Here is a 17110-nt window from a genome sequence, read left to right on the forward strand (position 1 = left end):
CTACTTAGCGTTATAAGCATCTAAGCTAAAACGTCGCTCTTGCGCATAATCCACTATAGGCTGAGGCCTATTGCAGCCCATACTGATTAGCGGATCATGCTGTTGAATAGCGTTGTATCCCTCCAAATCTGGCAACCACTGAGCTATATACTTACCCTCTTTATCGAAGCGTTCAGCCTGTCGCATAGGGTTAAAAATACGAAAATACGGTGCTGCATCAGCTCCAACCGAAGCACTCCATTGCCAACCACCTAAGTTTGAAGCAAAGTCCCCATCAATCAGATGCTGCATAAAGTAACGCGCACCTAGACGCCAATCTTGACGCAATATTTTGGTTAGAAAGGAAGCCGTTATCATGCGAACTCGGTTGTGCATCCAACCCGTTTGATTCAATTGCTTCATACCGGCATCAACAATGGCGTAGCCTGTTTCCCCCCGACACCAAGCTTCAAACAAATTTTGATCGAATGACCACTCCAATTTGCTTTCTATTTCAGGTTTGAAGGGGAACCAACGATTCATCTCGGGAAACTGCACAATTAAATGGCGGTAAAACTCTCTCCAAATCAGTTCTGTCACCCATTGATTATCTAACCAATCTGGATCTTCAGAATAGGTCTGTATGGCGGTTAAGCATTGCCGTGTTGAGATAACACCTTGAGCCAAGTACGGTGATAAAAAGGATGTACCCGTGATACCAGGAATATCTCTATGGTCAGGATAAGGTGCTAATTTTGAATTGATAAATCGATACAAACATTTGTGTGCTGCTTCACTTCCTGCAGGCCAGCTAGATTCTTGCCAATCAGCACCTAACTCCAAACAGTAACCTACTTCTGTAGGAAGCTCAGAAGGCTTTATCTCAAGTTTTTTCTGTTGTTTTGGTTGTGGCAGAGCCTCAACCCATTCTGCTGAGAACTTTCTACGCCAAGCACGACTAAAAGGGGTAAAAACTTTAAAAGGCATCCCTTGCTGAGTAAGAATAGAACCCGGGGAAAATATAAGATCGCTGTCGAAGGCTTGTGCCGGAATACCCTCCGTCACAAAACTCCCCATAACCGCAGCATCGCGCTTTTGTTCGAATTCGGGATACTCACGATTGAAAAATAGTTCTGATACACCGTGCCGTTTTGCTAAATTCAGTAAAACAGCAGGAAGCTCTTTATTGGTGGGTGCTCTAACAATAACAAGGGGGATATTCAGAGCTTTGAGTTGATCACTCAGCTTAGAAAGGTTGGCTAAGTAGAACTGAACCTTTGCTTTGGATTCGTCCTGTAGTTGCCACTGTTTCGTTGTGATCGCTGCAACAGCTAAAACGCCCTCACCATTACTTTGTTTACAAGCATGATAAAGGGCGTGATGGTCTCCTGTCCTTAAATCGTTGCGAAACCAAACCAGTTTCATATAGTTTACGCTCTTACATCATAGATCATTAATTAGAAAATACTTAAATATAATTTCTCAAACCTAACTCATGTGGGTAAGGATCTAGATAAGCTTGGGATTGGATGTATTCACTGCCAAAACGCTTCAGGTAATGCTTTAATAGCGCAAGAGGTACAACCAAATTCACCTCTTCCTTTCGATACTGTTCTATCGCTTCAAGAAGATCTTGCTTGGTTTCCGTATCAATATCTCTTTTGAGATAACCCATAATATGCATTAACGTGTTGGTGTGAGTTTTTCGACTCGCGCGTTTTTTTAGGTGGGTCATTAGCTCAAGAATATAGGTATCAAGTACCTCCTCCAAAGGTAACTGCGAGGCTTCTGTTGCTAGATATTTCCCTAAAAGCTTATAGCCTTCGTAACTGTGAGCCATCAACTGATATTTGTGACGGCTGTGGAACTGAATCACTTCATGTAACGACGGGGCCGACATAACCTCTTTTTGCCAACTGAAATAAACAAATACTCGCGTAATGAAATTTTCTCGCAGTACAGGGTCGTTTAAACGTCCCTCTTCTTCCACAGGCAATGCAGGGTTGCGCTTCATAAATTCGTCAGCATAAGCGCCACTTCCGGCCACATTTGGCATACCATTTTCGTGGTATACCTTTACTCGCTCCATACCACAGCTAGGTGAACCTTGCATAAGAATGTAACCGCAGAGGTCTTTATTATTGTCACTTACCTCGGCAGCATAAGCCTTGAGTGGCTCAGTAACATCCAGAGAGGGATCTTTCGTGCCGAGAACACGCGGAGATTCAGCATCACCCACCAACCTGATAGGTTCTCGAGGTGTACTAAGTCCTATCGAAACCTCAGGGCAGAAAGGCTTAAATTCAAAACATTCACTAAGGACATTGAGGCAATATTTAGAGCGCTTATGTCCTCCATCATATCTAACCTTGTGTCCTAATAAACAAGCACTTACACCGACTGGGATCAATTCATTTAAGGTTGCAGTGTTCATGGTTTGTCCCTCAACTTTAAGCCGAAATATTCTCTAGAAGCCTGTAATAGGCTGAACCAACTTACCCAACAATGTGCTGAATTTAAGCGGTGCGTCAGTCGCAATCAGACAGATGCAATCTTCATCACTATCCACAAGAGGCTGGTGCTCAATTTCGCTATCAAGGTCTGCAATATCACCCGCGGTGAAACGCCCCATTTCATCGCTAAAAGAACCTTTTAATACTAAGGTCAGCTCATTGCCATCATGCGTATGTGCCAGCATAGATTTACCCGGTGCTATACGCAGTAATCTAGAAACGCCACCTCGTTCGCTCTTACAGGGTAGATCATGATAATAGACACCCGGAACAATGCGTTTCCATTCAATGTTCTCAAGCTTGTGGCCAATATAATCAGCGAGTGGAGCTGGCACATCAGAATCTGCCGACACAGGTGGTTTGCTTCGAGTGAATGCTACACCGATATCCTCATCATCTAGCATGGCCAATACTTGGTTAAGTGATGAATCATCAATAGTTGCTGGCTCTAGGCTTTCTAAAAGCATGCCGCCTATCGCTTCGGACTTTTGAGCACGTTCACGACACTCAGGACACATAGAGAGATGGCAAGCAGCGACCAAGGCCATTGATTGAGACATTGAGCCAGCCGCATAACTAACTAGGGTGGCTTCATCTAGGTGATGTTTAATGTTCATACATCATCCCTCCACATTACTCTTAATTTTTCTGAAGCTAATCGAATTCTGGATTTAACACTGCCAAGAGGTATCCCCAATCGATCTGCGATTTCAGAGTGAGAACGACCTTCGTAGAAAGACATATATATAGCCTGAGCCTGCAGTTCCGGCAGCTTATCAATGGATGCTTGCATACGCGCGGAAAGAACCACGTCAGCACAAGTATCTTGTGATTCGTCGGCTTCTTCATGCCACTCATCAAGGGAATACTCTGGATATTTCTGCTTACGCATCCAGTCGATACTTTGATTTCTAGCTAAGGTAAAAATCCAAGTACTGGCTGCCGCTTTAGATTTTTGATACATGTGCGCTTTGCGCCATACGGAGGCCATAGTCTCCTGCATCAACTCTTCAGCGGTACTCTCTACCAAACCTAATCTAATGATGTAGGCCTTTATCTTAGGTGCAAAATGTTTGAACAGTTGCACAAACAGAGCTTTGTCTTTGGTTTCACCGAGCGACATTAATAAACTACTCCAATCTTGAGTAGCTTCCGGCTGCGGCATAGCAACAACTTTATCCACGTCTTCACCTGGCGGTTTGTTTTCCATAAGACTCCTTACGTACTCTCACACAAACCGGATCACTTCGAAGTTTTCTTTAATGAAATTTTTCGCTTTTAAAAAACAAAGCTAGTGATCTCAATACATTGTGTGTGCGTATTAGTTACTGCAGATGACAATTAAACCTGTACAAACCTAACTTTAAAACACATATTCAGTATACAACGGACTAGAGAGATGAAAATTACAGCCATGCACCCCAAAAAAATCGCGATTGTTGGTTCCGGTATTTCCGGCTTAAGTTGTGCATGGTTATTAAACAAAGTTCACGATGTTACCCTTTACGAAAAAGACGATCGTTTAGGTGGCCATTCCAATACTGTCTCATTTGAACATAACAACCAATCCATCGATGTCGATACTGGCTTTATTGTATTCAATCCAGTGAACTATCCTAACCTTGTTGAGTTTTTTAAGACGTTAGATGTTAAAACCTGCGAAACTGACATGTCATTTGCGGTTTCGATCAATCAAGGCAAATTAGAATATTCTGGTACAGGTTTGTCTGGTTTGCTTGCTCAGAAGAGCAATATTTTTAAACCTTCCTTTTGGAAGATGATCAGCGAAGTGATGCACTTCTATCGCCATTCGGAAGCTTTATCCAAGCAACATAATTTAGATGAAATGACGTTAGGTGACCTACTTTCTCAAGAGGGCTATAGCAAACACTTCATATACGATCATCTATTACCTATGGGCGCTGCGATTTGGTCTACTCCAGTAGAGCAGATGCTTAACTACCCAGCGAGTTGCTTTATGCGTTTTTGTCGCAACCATGGTCTGGTTCAGCTAAGTGATCGCCCACAATGGCGAACAGTTGTTGGCGGTAGTAAAAACTATGTTAATAAAATAGCTGAGACTTTAGGCGACAATATCAGAATTAACAGCCGTATCCACAAAATTATTCGTTCTGATAACTGCGTTTTTATAGAAGACCACCACGGCAAACGAGAACAGTACGATGATGTTGTTTTAGCCTGCCATTCTGATCAAGCACTAGCATTGCTTGAATCCCCAACAGATGAAGAAAAAAGGTTATTGCAAAACTTCCCTTATCAGAGAAACAAAGCTTACCTTCACCTAGACGCGTCCCTAATGCCAAAACGAGAAAAGGTTTGGTCGAGTTGGAACTATCTGTCTGAAGGCATCAGGGATAAATCCCAGGAAGTATCTGTTACCTATTGGATGAATCAATTACAGCCGCTAAATACGGATACACCTATTTTCGTATCCTTAAACCCGCTAAAGGAACCGGAACAAGGGTCTATTATCCGCAGCTTCTTTTATGACCACCCAGCCTTTGGCAAAGAGTCTCTTCAATCTCAAAAAAAACTATGGTCATTACAAGGCAAACAAAGAACTTGGTTCTGTGGAGCCTATTTTGGTTACGGTTTCCACGAAGATGGTTTGCAAGCAGGACTAGCGGTTGCCGAAGAGCTCGGTGGCATTCCTCGCCCTTGGGTGGTGAAAGATAAAAACGGCCGAATACATGTTCATGAGAGTAAAATACGCAAGGAAGACAACACCATTGAACGAGCTGAAAGTCATGGCTAATTTGCGATCGTCACTCTACCAAGGAAAAGTGATGCATCATCGCGTGAAGCCTACAGATCATCGATTTGTGTACAGTGTTTTTTCCTTGAAAGTCGACTTAGATGAATTGGATAAGCTAGACAAATTTCGATTTTTTTCGATTAACCGATTCAATCTATTCTCATTCCAAGAGCGGGATCACGGAACCAGCAAAGGAAACCTTGCCGCTGAGATTAGACAGCATCTAATCGACAGAGGTCACAGTTCTGCAATTGAACGCATTGAACTACTTTGTTATCCAAGAATTTTAGGCTTCACCTTCAATCCCCTCAGTGTTTATTTTTGTTACAACAAAGAAGAAGAGGTTGAAGTCATTCTTTATGAAGTCAGCAACACCTTTGGCTCTAGGCATACCTATCTCATCAAATCACAAGGCAGAGACAAAGTGATTCGACATGGCTGCGATAAGTTAATGTACGTAAGCCCTTTTATGCCAATGGAAACCGCTTATCAATTCAGTATTACGCCACCTGATCGACATGTTTCAATCGGTATAAAACAGGTAGAACAAACACCAACTCAAGAAGAACACTCCACCGTATTTTATGCTTCATTTAAAGGTGATCGGATTCCCTTAAATGACCGTAAACTATTGAAAATGTTCTTCCAATATCCGTTGATGACTTTAAAAGTGGTTGGCGCGATTCACTGGGAAGCACTTAAGCTTTGGCGAAAAAAACTGACCATCCAACCTCGTGATAAAAAGGTCAGTCACAGCATTAGCTGGCAAGATAAGCATGGAGTAACGCATTATGAAAGTTTATGAATCATCCAACGAGTTAACATCTAACTCGCCTCAGCCAACTTGGTTTGAGAAAAAACTCCTCAAATATCTTACAGCCAAACTAAATCAATCTATTGGAAGCTTGAATCTTACTTTACCTAGTGGTTACACCGAAAAAATCGGCCATTCCTCTCCTACAGCGGAGGTGCAGCTGAATAACTTCCGCCCCTTAGTCCGGTTATTCTTCGGTGGCATTAATGGCTGGTCAGAAAGCTATTTGGCTGGTGATTGGGATAGCAAAGATTTAACTGCATTGATGCAGTGGGGCCTAGCCCATGAAGACTCACTGAGTGACCTTTCTCAGGCTGGATTTCTAATCTGCTCTTTGCACAACCTTTATCACTGGCGTCGAGATAACAGCCGCTCAGGTAGTAAGAAAAATATCTCAGCCCATTATGATCTTGGTAACGATTTCTACCAGCCTTGGCTGGATGAAAGCATGACTTACTCCGCTGCTTTATATAACTCCCAAGAAGAATCTTTATACGATGCTCAACAAAATAAATACGGCAGAATCATTGAGCTTTTAGACGCTAAAGAAGGCGAACACGTCGTTGAAATTGGTTGTGGTTGGGGCGGATTTGCTAGAAAAGCCAGCCAAGAAAATAATTTACGCGTGCATGGTATTACTCTTTCGACAGAACAACTTAAGTGGGCGAAGAACCAGATTGCAGAAGCAGAACAAGAAGAAAACGTTCATCTCAGTTTAACGGATTACCGTGATCTTCATCAGCAGTACGACGCAGTGGTATCTATTGAGATGTTTGAAGCCGTCGGCGAGAAACATTGGGACACTTATTTTGAAACCCTCAAACGTGTGCTAAAACCGGGTGGTAATGCTGTCCTGCAGATCATCACTATCGATGACGAACGTTTTAATAGTTATCGCAAACAAGCTGACTTTATTCAACGCTATGTGTTTCCCGGTGGCATGCTGCCAAGTGATAAACGACTTCAAGAGAAGTTTGCTGAGCATGGCTTCACCTTAAAGACAAAACAATTGTTTGGTAAAGATTACGCTCGAACACTACGCGAATGGTATCGTGATTTTGAAAAGTCTTGGGGTGAGATTAAACATCAAGGCTTTGATGAAACCTTTTATCGTTTATGGCGCTATTATCTAGCGTACTGTGAAGGCGGTTTTGAACACGGATCTATTGATGTTGGCCTGTACGTCATCTGCCATGATGAAGGAAAATAATCTAAGACTTCCATAAGCTATTTATTAAAGCCCTATGTAATTCAATTATTTGAATATAAAGGGCTTTTTTATTGATGGCTAAATTTTCCTCTCAAGAATTTAACCACTTTACCTATCACCGGTACTTTAACCAGTAACTCTGACCCATCCCAATAGTCATGGTGGAAATAAACTTTGCCCTGCTCATCGGCTTTTATAAGGCTAGTGCCGGCGAAATTTATATCTCCTGTAAGTCTACTTGTAGCGCGGTAATTCCAATAAATCATGGCTTGATTGTCATCAACCATCACTTGATCGACTTTGAAAACAACCTGATCTAACTTGGAGTACATATCATCTAAGATGGCGACAAAATCATCTCGGGTATAGGTGTGATTAAAAGGGTCCTTAAAGTCAAAATCATCACGTGTTATCTCTAAAAGTGATGAAAGGTTATCTCTGTTTAACCCTTCTAAAGTTGATACATATTCCATTATCCAACGATCCATGAATCCTGATCCTGACTAATTATATTTATCTGTTTTTAAGCAGCGCTTTGCTCACCAAAGCAAAATACCAACGATAAGGAATGATGCTTAGAAGTTTTAGAATGTAACTGAAACGTTTAGGGAATGTAATTTCAAATTGATCTGTAATTAAGCCATCTAAGATGCGTTGCGCAGCATCCTCAGGTTCCAATAAGAACGGCATATCAAAGTCATTTTTATCTGTAAGCGGAGTTCTAACAAACCCAGGGTTAATCACCTGTAATTTTACTTGAGTGCCTTTCAAATCCAATTGTAATGCTTCGCATAAATGAATTAATGCAGCCTTACTCGCACCATAGACAGCAGCTGTAGGCAAACCTCTATATCCCGCCACTGATGCCATCACGGCAATTTGCCCAGAGTTGGAGTTCAACGCCCTTTCTATCACAGGCTCCAAGCAATTGAGAGTGCCTTGTAGATTAACATCGAGTAAAGCCTTAGCTCTGCTGGCGCTAAATTCCTCGACGGGAAACGGATCGTGCGTGCCAGCGTTTAATACAACTAACTCAGGAAAAGCATTATCAAACTGCTTAAGCGTTCGTTCAATTTGATCTGGTTGGGTTGTATCCATTGCTAACGGAATAATTTTACCGGGATTACAAGACTGTTCAGCAGTGCTCTTTACTTTCTCAAGCGCAGATAGCGTTCTGCCCGAAACAAATACATTCACGCCATTCTCTGACAACAAAAGCGCTAATGACTCACCTATACCAGTGCCAGCTCCCGTTAACCAAGCGGATCTCCACGGAAGTTCTTTGTTCAACATATCCATTACCCTATGAAATAAACAGGTTTACCATTCTCACTGGCCTTTCAGTTTTCTAGCGAGTTCAGGGTATTCGCCCTGATCTGAAAGCCATATTTGTATAAAGGCTTCAGAAAATTGCATATCCTCGATACCACCAATCCAAAGTTTGTTATGGAAAAAGTCAGCCTTTCCACTAGTACTAATTTGGAAGATAAGTTGGTCACCCTCTTTAATATCAGGCCATATATTTTCCAACTGGGTTAACCATATTGATCTCGTCTCTTTTGCCACCTGAAAACGTGCAAATTGTTTATCTGTTTCTGACAAGAGATCATCCCGACTGATATCACGTTTGTAATCCAAACTCAGTTGGAGGGGCGAACTAAAACCCTGAAAATCACCATTTGGCGTATAAAAAGCAGCGTCATAAACATCAAACCAAAGGACTGATAACTCGGCTCTTCCAACCTCTTTCCAATTTTCTATATTGGGCTCTGCTTGGGCTTGTACTTGGGCAAATGCACTCTGCATGAGCAATAACAAACAAATCGATATATAACGAATAAAATTACGCGTTTGAACGAACATATCGAGCCCCTAAACGATGACTGAAATACATAAGGAATGGGAAAAGTAGCAACCAGATCGCTGCTAAAATCAGAAAAGAAGAGACCATTGAGAATCCCAGCGATACTGCTCCAAGTTTCGCTGCCGCAATGTAGGTACTGCTACCTCCTATTGCTCCCACCAGCGCTGATAGCAACAAGCGATTATTAAAGAACGCCAAACTGTGCCTGAGAGTGGCAACAAACCCCATCCAAAGAAGAAGCAACCAAAGAGGAGGAAAAGAAGAATTGTCGAATTCAAACACCCCGTAGAGGGTTAAAACTGAATCAACAACAAAGCCGAGGGCAGCTAACGAAAAGACGATACAGGTTTCTAAAGCAGGATCAGAATGAAAAATCAGGTGAAGGCATAATATAAAGCTGACAACGATGACCGCATCATTCCCATACAAAATACTCAGCCACCAAACAAGTTGAAAGCCTATCGCATTAACCCAGAACCGTTCGCTCATCTCTATCACCTATACCCTTTCTAGAGATACGACCTACAACCTGCAATAGATCATAGATCTGGCAAAACACTCACTTGATTTGCGCCTAAAATCACTGCTATAAGGATGAAAAACATGGATATATTAAGATGCGACACTGGAAGCGATATATCAGCTTAATTCTACCTACGCTCATAATTTCGGGATGTTCCGCACCGTCCCTGACTACCGAAACACCGTCCAAAGAAGAATTAAAACAAGAACAATCGATTCAATTAGAGAAAGCGTTCCGCTATCAGCTTCAACAACAAACCCGACTTGCCGAAGTTGCTCGCCCTTTATTGACCAAGAATATAGAAGCCTGCGGTAAAAGAACAAAACCGAGCTTAGGTATATTTATCCATAGCCTCGACGACTATAAACAACCGAAGAAAGCCGTTGCTAAATCCATCTATTCACTTAATGAACAGCCCAGTGTTTTACAGGTATTAAGTAACGGGCCTGCACATCAAAAGCTGAAAGTAGGCGATAAACTGGTCTCCATCAACCAACAACCTTTTCCGAAAGGAACAGCTAAATCAATTAAGCATCTAAGCAGCAACCTAAAAGATCAGACCGCTGTAGAACTGACCGTTGAACGCGATGAAGACCTGATTACTCTCTCTATACAGCCGGAGTTACTTTGTAATTATCCAGTCATTTTAAGCCCTAGTGATGCCATTAATGGCTACGCTGATGGCAGCACTATTGTCATTACTCAGGGACTGATGCGCTTTGCACAACATGATAATGAGCTAGCCCTAATTATCGCTCATGAAATGGCACACAATACTCAGCACCATATCCCGCAACGGATCAAAAATAGCTCACTTGGCTTACTCCTAGATACAGCTTTACTCACGAGCGGTATACCCTCTCCCTTAATCGCAACGGGACTAGGCGCAAATTTGTATACACAACAGTATGAGATCGAAGCTGATCTCATTGGCTTACAACTGATGCACAAAGCAGGATTTGAAATTGAAGGGTTGGATCTATTCTGGCAAAAAATGGCAGCGGTTCACCCTTCGACGATCACTAAAGGAAAAGAGATCTCTCACCCAACCACAGTCGAACGCTCTATTTTGATTCGTAAAGAGATTACGCGATTGAAAAATCACTTACCTAATTAACCAATCATCTCTATTAAAATACCTATCCCCCCTTAGCCTATTAGAGAACCCTTTATCAACCATGTATACTGTCTAGATAGCACTATATTTGTGCTCAAAGATAATTAAAAACAGAGTGAGATTCGGGGTTGTATGCATGTCTGACGAGCCATTTTTCCTAAAGGAAGAGAAAGAAAAACTAGGCCTACAACGGAGCAACGGTCAAACAGAAGCTACATTAGAACCTCTGCAATTAGGTAAACGTGTCAAAGAGATCCGTTTAAGCCAAAATCTGACTTTGGAGGAAGCGAGTAAACTCACAGGCCTTGCCCGTTCAACGCTTTCTAAAATCGAAAACGAGCAGATCTCCCCAACCTTTAGTGCCGTTAATAAATTAGTTAAAGGCTTGGGTATCGATATCCCCCAACTGTTTTCTCAACCCAAACGTGGTGCCGGAGCGGGTGGTCGTCGAGATATTACACGTGGCGGCGAAGGTGTACCCCACCCAACTCCTACCTATGAACACGAATTACTAGCAACTCAGCTAAGTACCAAAAAGATGATCCCATATCGCACAACCGTAAGGGCTCGTGATTTTGATGAATACAATGATTGGGTTAGGCATGATGGCGAAGAATTCTTGTTTGTTTTGAGAGGTTCACTTCTACTCTATACAGAATTTTACGAACCTCTCGAACTCTTCCCTGGAGATTCAGCCTATTACGATTGCGAGATGGGCCATGCATTAGTCTCCACCAGTGAAGAAGACGCAGAAGTGGTTTGGGTAACAGCTTAAAGTAACTTCATCGGAATATTAAAATTCAGTAAAACTGCAAAGTTTATAAACTAAGTTATACTGAAAACAACCTTCCTGAACACCGTCACACCATGACGTTTGCTTGCAAACATTTAGATGTGACGGTTTTTTTTGTCAGGTTTACCAACCAAAACCAGCTAAGGCAATTTGATTCCCTTCTTGCCAAATGCCTTTCTGCTTTAACTCTTCTAGAGAATTTGACGCATTTTGACTGCTAAGGTCATCGAACATAGCTAATTTTTCGAGGATATTATCCGCTAACTGTTCTTGTTGGCTTGAGTTACACCACAACTCATAGGTATCCATAGCAATGACAGGTGGCAACAGTTTTGAAATGAACTGAGCCCAACGCTGTAACAATTCTGCATCACCAGCAGAGATAAATGGTTTGATTAATGTGTAACGTTGCTCAAGACGATCTAATAGCTTTGCTCGATCAGCGACTAAAACTGGATATTTTGTTTTTACGCTATGACTGAGTATGTCATCGTTTTCTGCAGCTACTTCAAAATACTGCAGATCCTCACAAGTAAAAGACAACAGCCAAAAAAGAGGAATATCGTGGTTAGCAGCGCAAATCACCTCTGCTTCTGGAGTGTTACCCTCCTCTCCGGGGATACCACTCATTGAAAGAAGAATAATGCGTGTTCCAAGCATAATTTTATCCTTACATCTGTTCTATGGAATAACCTTGCTGTTTGAGCTCTTTTAAAATCCCATCTGGACCAATCAGGTGAGCAGCACCTACTAGTACAAATTCGACCTCCGGCGTTGTAAGCATCTTTTTAATCTGAGGCAACCAGCGTTCATTCCTATCAACCAATAAGGATTGATAAACCTTCGGATAATCATTTTTCATCTGCTCTACGACAATTTTTTCAAGGCCTGCCGCATCTCCTGTTTTCCAATAGAGAACCATCTCTCGCATCATATTCTCTGTCTCTTTCATATCCTCAAGCGTCTGTTTCAGATACCGCTCTTCATTACCCTCTCCCAACTCAGCAATGAATCCAATATGGTCTTCGATTGATTCAAGACCAAGCGTAGCTTTACCATCCTTAATAGCTTTCTGATAATAAACAGTATCAGCACCGTCTTCAGAGATGCCTAGTCTCTGAAACTCGATACCAAGCATCGTTAACATCACACCTGCTGGTTTCATACCGATAAAAATGTGGGGAATGAGGCCACGGTCACGCAGATATTGCTGGAGCTCCTGATAAAGCTCCGGAGAGATCATCTGAGTTAATAGCCGACCATCTCTATAAGAAAAGTGCGCCATCAGCCTCGCCTGAAAATTAGGATCCAGAATCTCTGACATTTCGGTCTCTAACACAACGATGTCTGATGCGTTATAAGCATCATCAAATGCTTGCGGAAACGGTAAATCTGAAGGTGCTAGGACATGAATAGTTCCGGCTAAAAAAACTTGCTCATCTGCTTTCGCTACCTTCCAAAGAGAAGTTTCCGCTGTGGCAGAGAAACTTATTAAAAAAGCCACGAACGAAATTAAAATTCTATCCATTTTAAGATCTCCATCTCCGACTAAGGCCTTAATTAAAGGGGAATTTCATACACTTTAGCCTCAAAAAGCGATTAAGTCAGACTAAACTGTTTTAGTACAAGACAAAAGCTTGCTACCTTAGAGATTAATGACAAAAAAAATGGTAAGCACGCCCTATGAGTGACTTAACTTCATCTGATCTAACAATCTTATTGGTTGAACCTTCGGCTATGCAACGTAAGGTCATAAAAAAAGAATTGAATAAAGAGCTTGTCGAATCCATTGATGAAGCTGAAACAGTCACTGAAGCAATTACACGGATAAAAGCAGTAAGACCCGATCTCGTAATAAGTGCTCTCCACTTTCCTGATGGTTCCGCTATAGAATTACTTAAGCATATCCGCCAAGACCCTTCACTAGCAGATCTACCTTTCATGCTGATTTCCAGTGAAACAAGACATAGCGAATTAGATCAATTCAAACAATCAGGCATCATTGCAATTCTTCCAAAACCGTTTAGCCACGATCATTTGGCCACTGCAATTAACTCCACTCTAGATATCCTTTCGCATGATGAACTAGATCTAGAATACTATGATGCTGCGTCCTTGAGAGTACTTGTAGTTGATGATAGCCGCATGGCTCGTAAAGTCATCATAAACGTATTAGCTAACCTAGGGATCGAGAACATCACTCAAGCAGCAGATGGCTCTGAAGCAATCACTCTGCTTCCAAATGGATTCGACCTTATTGTTACCGACTACAATATGCCTGAAGTAAATGGTTTAGAACTTGCGGAACATGTGCGTGGCTCGGGTGAATATTCTCATATTCCTATACTGATGGTAACGAGTGAAGCAAGCCACGCTCATCTCAGCAATGTTGCAAAATCAGGCGTGAATGCAATGGCAGATAAACCTTTCGAGCCAGCCACTCTTAAAAAACTTCTTTCTCAAATCCTTGAAGGATAATGCCTTTTTAATTGCGCTCCGCCTTCTCCATAGCACTGATTAAAATCCGCACAAGTGCTATGGCTAAAATTTCACCAAAGATAACGGTATAAAATAGATATTAGAGGCCTGAGAACTTGTTATGGGCTGCCTTAGGTGTATAATGCCCGCTTTCCCACCAGAGCAGCCTATACTGTATCTTAAAATAGTATGCAGCCCTGCCCTAATTCCGAATAGGTAAGTCAAAGAATGAATTCAGAAGATCAGCTGTCCTTTGCTGAGCTTGGCCTTGCGGCTCCCGTATTGAAGGTCCTGGACGAGATCGGATACGAAACGCCATCTCCAATTCAGGCACAAAGTATTCCTCATCTACTAGAGGGTAAAGACCTTCTGGGTATTGCGCAAACGGGTACCGGTAAAACTGCCGCATTTTCCCTGCCATTGCTATCTAGGCTTGATCTAAAGAGCCGTCATACGCAATTACTGATTCTTGCCCCTACTCGTGAATTAGCAATTCAGGTAGCTGAAGCGTGTCAAACTTATGCGCGTAACCTACCTGATTTCCACGTTCTGCCAATTTACGGCGGCCAAGCTTACGACAGCCAACTACGTCAACTAAAACGTGGTGCGCAAGTTGTAGTGGGTACACCTGGGCGTGTAATGGATCACATGCGTCGTGGCTCGCTAAAACTAGATAATCTACAAGCACTAGTTTTGGATGAAGCCGATGAAATGCTTCGCATGGGTTTTATCGATGATGTTGAGTGGGTACTTGAACATACACCAGATGATCGTCAGATCGCGCTTTTCTCTGCGACTATGCCTTCTCAGATCAAGAAAGTCGCTGAGAATCACCTGAACTCCCCTGCAGAAGTTCGCATTAAAGCGAAAACTGCTACGGCTACCACGATCACGCAAAAATACCTACGTGTATCAGGCAATCAAAAGTTAGATGCATTAACACGTATCCTAGAGATGCAAACTTTTGATGCCATGCTGATTTTCGTACGTACGAAATCTGCGACAGTAGAGTTGGCTGAAAAACTTTCTGCTCGCGGTTACGCATGTGAAGCACTGAATGGTGATATTTCACAAAACTTACGTGAACGCACAATTGATAAGCTTAAACGCGGCCAAATCGACATCCTAATCGCAACAGATGTTGTAGCTCGCGGTTTGGACGTTGAGCGTATCAGCCACGTACTTAACTACGATATCCCGTACGATACAGAATCTTACATTCACCGAATTGGTCGTACAGGCCGTGCAGGCCGTGAAGGTGAAGCGATTTTGTTTGTATCGCCTCGTGAACAGCGCATGCTTAAGTCTATTGAGCGCGCTACTCGTCAGAAGATCGAGACGATGCAATTGCCGTCTACTGATGACATCAATGAAAAGCGTGTACAGCGCTTTGTTGATCGCATCACACAGACGATCGATAGCCAAGATTTAGATTTCTTCAAAAACCTACTGACTGAATATCAACAGGAACACGATGCCGATCCGCTTATCATCGCATCCGCGCTGGCTCATCTTCTACAAGGTGAAACTCCGCTACTGATGAAAGAGCAAGAACGCCCACCTCGTCGTGAACGTGGCGATCGTGATAGAGATGACCGTGGTAAGCGTACACCACGTGGCATGTCGACTAAAGCAAAACAACTGAAAGATCACCCTGACGTTGAAATGCAGCGCTATTTAATCAGCGTGGGTCATGACCATGGTGTTGCACCAAAGAACATTGTAGGTGCAATTGCCAATGAAGCAGATCTAGATGCCAACTTTATTGGTGCTATCGAGATCTATGACGACTGCTCAACTGTTGATCTACCAACAGGTATGCCAAAATCAGTTGTACAACAGTTACGTAAAGCAGTTGTCTGTGGTCAGCGCCTGAACCTAAAAGAAGCTACCGGTGGCGGTGAACGTCGTGGCGGCGGTGGAAAAGGTCGCGGTTCTGATCGAGGTGGTAAAGGTAACAGCAATAGCCGTAACCGTCCGCCGCGTAGAAACAGAAAAGACAGCAAGAAAAAAGAGAGCTAATCTCTAGTTTTTACCACTAAACATTCTTCCCCCTTCATGAACTGTTTAGTGTTTTCTCAAGGATGGGATTAAAAAAGGCAAGCGTAAGCTTGCCTTTTTACCTTCTAGATCACTGCTAAATCAATTACTCTGCAGTCACCATAATTGCTTCTACTTCGATATCTGCATCTTTCGGTAATTGCTTCACCGCAAATGCTGCACGCGCTGGATATGGCTCAGAGAAATAACGCGCCATCACTTCATTAACCATTGCGAAGTGGCTCATATCAGATAACAAAATTGTTACCTTAACCACATCAGAAAGAGAACCACCTGCTGCTTCAGCAACAGCCTGCAAGTTTTGAAAAACCTGCTCAGCTTGCGCTTCAAACGACTCAGTAACCATTTCCATAGTAGCTGGAATCAGAGGAATCTGACCAGACATATAGACCGTGTTACCAACGCGAACCGCTTGAGAGTATGTACCAATTGCAGAAGGTGCATTTTCAGTACTGATGATGCTTTTATTCATAGTTGTCCTTGTTAACCAGAAATAGGTTATCTTAAGTTAAATCTCTTGAGCTACTACAGTAAATACATAGCAGGGCTGACAATCCCCCACAAGGAAAAACCTAATACTGTTAATAAAATTTTGTAGGCTTTTTAGTGCCGATACTTACAAACACCCTACTTGGCGTTTTGGGATAGAAACGGCATCTCAATATAGCTGAAGAATCATCGTTATAGTACATTAAACTTCCTTTCTCTTTTGAGATCCAGCGTACCTTATCAAATTCTTGACCTTTCCAATATGCTTGCCAAAAAGATGATGCGGCGGCTCTCATTGAAAAACCTCTAGCACAATATTTCTTCGCATTTTCTTTATGCCGTTGACTCCAACATTCAAGATCTTTTTTACAATAGCTTTCTTCAACTAAAGGATTAGGGTTAGAACCAAGCTTATCAATAGCTCCCACGCTTCCAACATATAAAGCTAAGGGTAACGCAATCCATTTATTCATAGCTTTTCCTTAGTAAGGTA

Annotated in this window: 19 protein-coding genes; 7 read left to right on the forward strand and 12 right to left on the reverse strand. The window is 42.3% G+C overall.

Going from position 1 to position 17110, the window contains the following annotated elements; translation table 11 throughout:
* Genes ACMXYP_RS10735 through ACMXYP_RS10750 form a run of 4 tightly spaced genes read right to left on the reverse strand, consistent with a single transcriptional unit; the run spans window position 1 to window position 3702 of the window.
* On the reverse strand, window positions 1-1404 hold the full coding sequence (locus tag ACMXYP_RS10735; protein WP_415881639.1) for a cryptochrome/photolyase family protein: 1404 nt from the start codon (window positions 1402-1404) through the stop codon (window positions 1-3).
* Window positions 1405-1447: 43 nt separating this feature from the next.
* A complete protein-coding gene (locus tag ACMXYP_RS10740) occupies window positions 1448-2413 on the reverse strand; it encodes a YbgA family protein (protein ID WP_415881640.1) in 966 nt (321 codons plus the stop codon).
* A 33-nt stretch (window positions 2414-2446) separates the two neighbouring features.
* Window positions 2447-3109 carry a ChrR family anti-sigma-E factor gene (locus ACMXYP_RS10745; protein WP_415881641.1) on the reverse strand — a complete coding sequence of 221 codons (663 nt, stop codon included), beginning with the start codon at window positions 3107-3109 and terminating at the stop codon, window positions 2447-2449.
* The gene (locus ACMXYP_RS10750; RefSeq protein WP_415881642.1) at window positions 3106-3702 is read right to left on the reverse strand and encodes a sigma-70 family RNA polymerase sigma factor; all 597 of its coding nucleotides are present in this window, start codon (window positions 3700-3702) and stop codon (window positions 3106-3108) included. The genes ACMXYP_RS10745 and ACMXYP_RS10750 overlap by 4 nt, the downstream gene beginning before the upstream one ends.
* Window positions 3703-3891: 189 nt before the next feature.
* Between ACMXYP_RS10750 and ACMXYP_RS10755 the strand changes: the two genes are divergently transcribed.
* From ACMXYP_RS10755 to ACMXYP_RS10765, 3 genes are read left to right on the forward strand one after another with little or no spacing between them, the layout of a single operon-like run.
* Window positions 3892-5268, forward strand: coding sequence for an NAD(P)/FAD-dependent oxidoreductase (locus ACMXYP_RS10755; RefSeq protein WP_415881643.1), 1377 nt, complete (start codon window positions 3892-3894; stop codon window positions 5266-5268).
* Window positions 5243-6073: a DUF1365 domain-containing protein gene (locus tag ACMXYP_RS10760; RefSeq protein ID WP_415881644.1), complete on the forward strand. Its 831-nt coding sequence runs from the start codon at window positions 5243-5245 to the stop codon at window positions 6071-6073. Before ACMXYP_RS10755 ends, ACMXYP_RS10760 begins: the two co-directional genes overlap by 26 nt.
* Window positions 6060-7292, forward strand: a complete 1233-nt coding sequence (locus tag ACMXYP_RS10765; RefSeq protein ID WP_415881645.1) for a class I SAM-dependent methyltransferase — start codon at window positions 6060-6062, stop codon at window positions 7290-7292. Before ACMXYP_RS10760 ends, ACMXYP_RS10765 begins: the two co-directional genes overlap by 14 nt.
* A gap of 68 nt (window positions 7293-7360) precedes the next feature.
* Here ACMXYP_RS10765 and ACMXYP_RS10770 read toward each other — a convergent pair whose 3' ends face one another.
* Genes ACMXYP_RS10770 through ACMXYP_RS10785 form a run of 4 tightly spaced genes read right to left on the reverse strand, consistent with a single transcriptional unit; the run spans window position 7361 to window position 9645 of the window.
* On the reverse strand, window positions 7361-7780 hold the full coding sequence (locus ACMXYP_RS10770) for a nuclear transport factor 2 family protein (RefSeq protein ID WP_415881646.1): 420 nt from the start codon (window positions 7778-7780) through the stop codon (window positions 7361-7363).
* 25 nt (window positions 7781-7805) lie between these two features.
* Window positions 7806-8585, reverse strand: a complete 780-nt coding sequence (locus ACMXYP_RS10775; RefSeq protein WP_415881647.1) for an SDR family NAD(P)-dependent oxidoreductase — start codon at window positions 8583-8585, stop codon at window positions 7806-7808.
* A 36-nt stretch (window positions 8586-8621) separates the two neighbouring features.
* Window positions 8622-9155 (reverse strand): chalcone isomerase family protein, encoded by a 534-nt coding sequence (locus tag ACMXYP_RS10780; RefSeq protein WP_415881648.1) that lies wholly within the window; start codon window positions 9153-9155, stop codon window positions 8622-8624.
* Window positions 9136-9645 (reverse strand): DUF2878 domain-containing protein, encoded by a 510-nt coding sequence (locus ACMXYP_RS10785; protein ID WP_415881649.1) that lies wholly within the window; start codon window positions 9643-9645, stop codon window positions 9136-9138. Before ACMXYP_RS10785 ends, ACMXYP_RS10780 begins: the two co-directional genes overlap by 20 nt.
* 128 nt (window positions 9646-9773) lie before the next feature.
* Between ACMXYP_RS10785 and ACMXYP_RS10790 the strand changes: the two genes are divergently transcribed.
* Complete coding sequence (locus ACMXYP_RS10790) at window positions 9774-10796, forward strand: M48 family metalloprotease (protein ID WP_415881650.1); 1023 nt, start codon at window positions 9774-9776, stop codon at window positions 10794-10796.
* Between the two features lie 136 nt (window positions 10797-10932).
* Window positions 10933-11571: a helix-turn-helix domain-containing protein gene (locus ACMXYP_RS10795; RefSeq protein ID WP_415881651.1), complete on the forward strand. Its 639-nt coding sequence runs from the start codon at window positions 10933-10935 to the stop codon at window positions 11569-11571.
* Window positions 11572-11712: 141 nt separating this feature from the next.
* Here ACMXYP_RS10795 and ACMXYP_RS10800 read toward each other — a convergent pair whose 3' ends face one another.
* Entirely contained in the window at window positions 11713-12249 is a 537-nt protein-coding gene (locus ACMXYP_RS10800) for a hypothetical protein (protein ID WP_415881652.1), read from the reverse strand.
* 10 nt (window positions 12250-12259) lie between these two features.
* The gene (locus ACMXYP_RS10805) at window positions 12260-13117 is read right to left on the reverse strand and encodes a TraB/GumN family protein (protein ID WP_415881653.1); all 858 of its coding nucleotides are present in this window, start codon (window positions 13115-13117) and stop codon (window positions 12260-12262) included.
* 155 nt (window positions 13118-13272) lie between these two features.
* Here ACMXYP_RS10805 and ACMXYP_RS10810 point away from each other — a divergent pair, with 155 nt between their 5' ends.
* Together ACMXYP_RS10810 and ACMXYP_RS10815 are read left to right on the forward strand one after the other, a co-directional pair.
* Complete coding sequence (locus ACMXYP_RS10810) at window positions 13273-14067, forward strand: response regulator (protein WP_415881654.1); 795 nt, start codon at window positions 13273-13275, stop codon at window positions 14065-14067.
* A gap of 228 nt (window positions 14068-14295) precedes the next feature.
* Window positions 14296-16089 (forward strand): DEAD/DEAH box helicase, encoded by a 1794-nt coding sequence (locus ACMXYP_RS10815; protein ID WP_415881655.1) that lies wholly within the window; start codon window positions 14296-14298, stop codon window positions 16087-16089.
* Window positions 16090-16213: 124 nt separating this feature from the next.
* On the opposite strand, the gene ACMXYP_RS10820 is transcribed toward ACMXYP_RS10815, so the two are convergent.
* Window positions 16214-16600, reverse strand: a complete 387-nt coding sequence (locus ACMXYP_RS10820) for a RidA family protein (RefSeq protein ID WP_415881656.1) — start codon at window positions 16598-16600, stop codon at window positions 16214-16216.
* A 109-nt stretch (window positions 16601-16709) separates the two neighbouring features.
* Window positions 16710-17090 carry a hypothetical protein gene (locus ACMXYP_RS10825; protein ID WP_415881657.1) on the reverse strand — a complete coding sequence of 127 codons (381 nt, stop codon included), beginning with the start codon at window positions 17088-17090 and terminating at the stop codon, window positions 16710-16712.
* Window positions 17091-17110 lie beyond the last annotated feature (20 nt).

Origin of the sequence: Neptuniibacter sp. QD34_54, from assembly GCF_047778055.1 — a bacterium.
Taxonomy (GTDB): Bacteria; Pseudomonadota; Gammaproteobacteria; order Pseudomonadales; family Balneatricaceae; genus Neptuniibacter.

Coding starts and splice junctions, on each gene's coding strand:
- ACMXYP_RS10770 (WP_415881646.1), bottom strand. CDS start 7,780: ATGGATCGTTGGATAATGGAATATGTATCAACTTTAGAAGGGTTAAAC.
- ACMXYP_RS10780 (WP_415881648.1), bottom strand. CDS start 9,155: ATGTTCGTTCAAACGCGTAATTTTATTCGTTATATATCGATTTGTTTG.
- ACMXYP_RS10820 (WP_415881656.1), bottom strand. CDS start 16,600: ATGAATAAAAGCATCATCAGTACTGAAAATGCACCTTCTGCAATTGGT.
- ACMXYP_RS10785 (WP_415881649.1), bottom strand. CDS start 9,645: ATGAGCGAACGGTTCTGGGTTAATGCGATAGGCTTTCAACTTGTTTGG.
- ACMXYP_RS10810 (WP_415881654.1), top strand. CDS start 13,273: ATGAGTGACTTAACTTCATCTGATCTAACAATCTTATTGGTTGAACCT.
- ACMXYP_RS10740 (WP_415881640.1), bottom strand. CDS start 2,413: ATGAACACTGCAACCTTAAATGAATTGATCCCAGTCGGTGTAAGTGCT.
- ACMXYP_RS10765 (WP_415881645.1), top strand. CDS start 6,060: ATGAAAGTTTATGAATCATCCAACGAGTTAACATCTAACTCGCCTCAG.
- ACMXYP_RS10735 (WP_415881639.1), bottom strand. CDS start 1,404: ATGAAACTGGTTTGGTTTCGCAACGATTTAAGGACAGGAGACCATCAC.
- ACMXYP_RS10815 (WP_415881655.1), top strand. CDS start 14,296: ATGAATTCAGAAGATCAGCTGTCCTTTGCTGAGCTTGGCCTTGCGGCT.
- ACMXYP_RS10800 (WP_415881652.1), bottom strand. CDS start 12,249: ATGCTTGGAACACGCATTATTCTTCTTTCAATGAGTGGTATCCCCGGA.
- ACMXYP_RS10755 (WP_415881643.1), top strand. CDS start 3,892: ATGAAAATTACAGCCATGCACCCCAAAAAAATCGCGATTGTTGGTTCC.
- ACMXYP_RS10805 (WP_415881653.1), bottom strand. CDS start 13,117: ATGGATAGAATTTTAATTTCGTTCGTGGCTTTTTTAATAAGTTTCTCT.
- ACMXYP_RS10795 (WP_415881651.1), top strand. CDS start 10,933: ATGTCTGACGAGCCATTTTTCCTAAAGGAAGAGAAAGAAAAACTAGGC.
- ACMXYP_RS10775 (WP_415881647.1), bottom strand. CDS start 8,585: ATGTTGAACAAAGAACTTCCGTGGAGATCCGCTTGGTTAACGGGAGCT.
- ACMXYP_RS10745 (WP_415881641.1), bottom strand. CDS start 3,109: ATGAACATTAAACATCACCTAGATGAAGCCACCCTAGTTAGTTATGCG.
- ACMXYP_RS10750 (WP_415881642.1), bottom strand. CDS start 3,702: ATGGAAAACAAACCGCCAGGTGAAGACGTGGATAAAGTTGTTGCTATG.
- ACMXYP_RS10790 (WP_415881650.1), top strand. CDS start 9,774: ATGCGACACTGGAAGCGATATATCAGCTTAATTCTACCTACGCTCATA.
- ACMXYP_RS10825 (WP_415881657.1), bottom strand. CDS start 17,090: ATGAATAAATGGATTGCGTTACCCTTAGCTTTATATGTTGGAAGCGTG.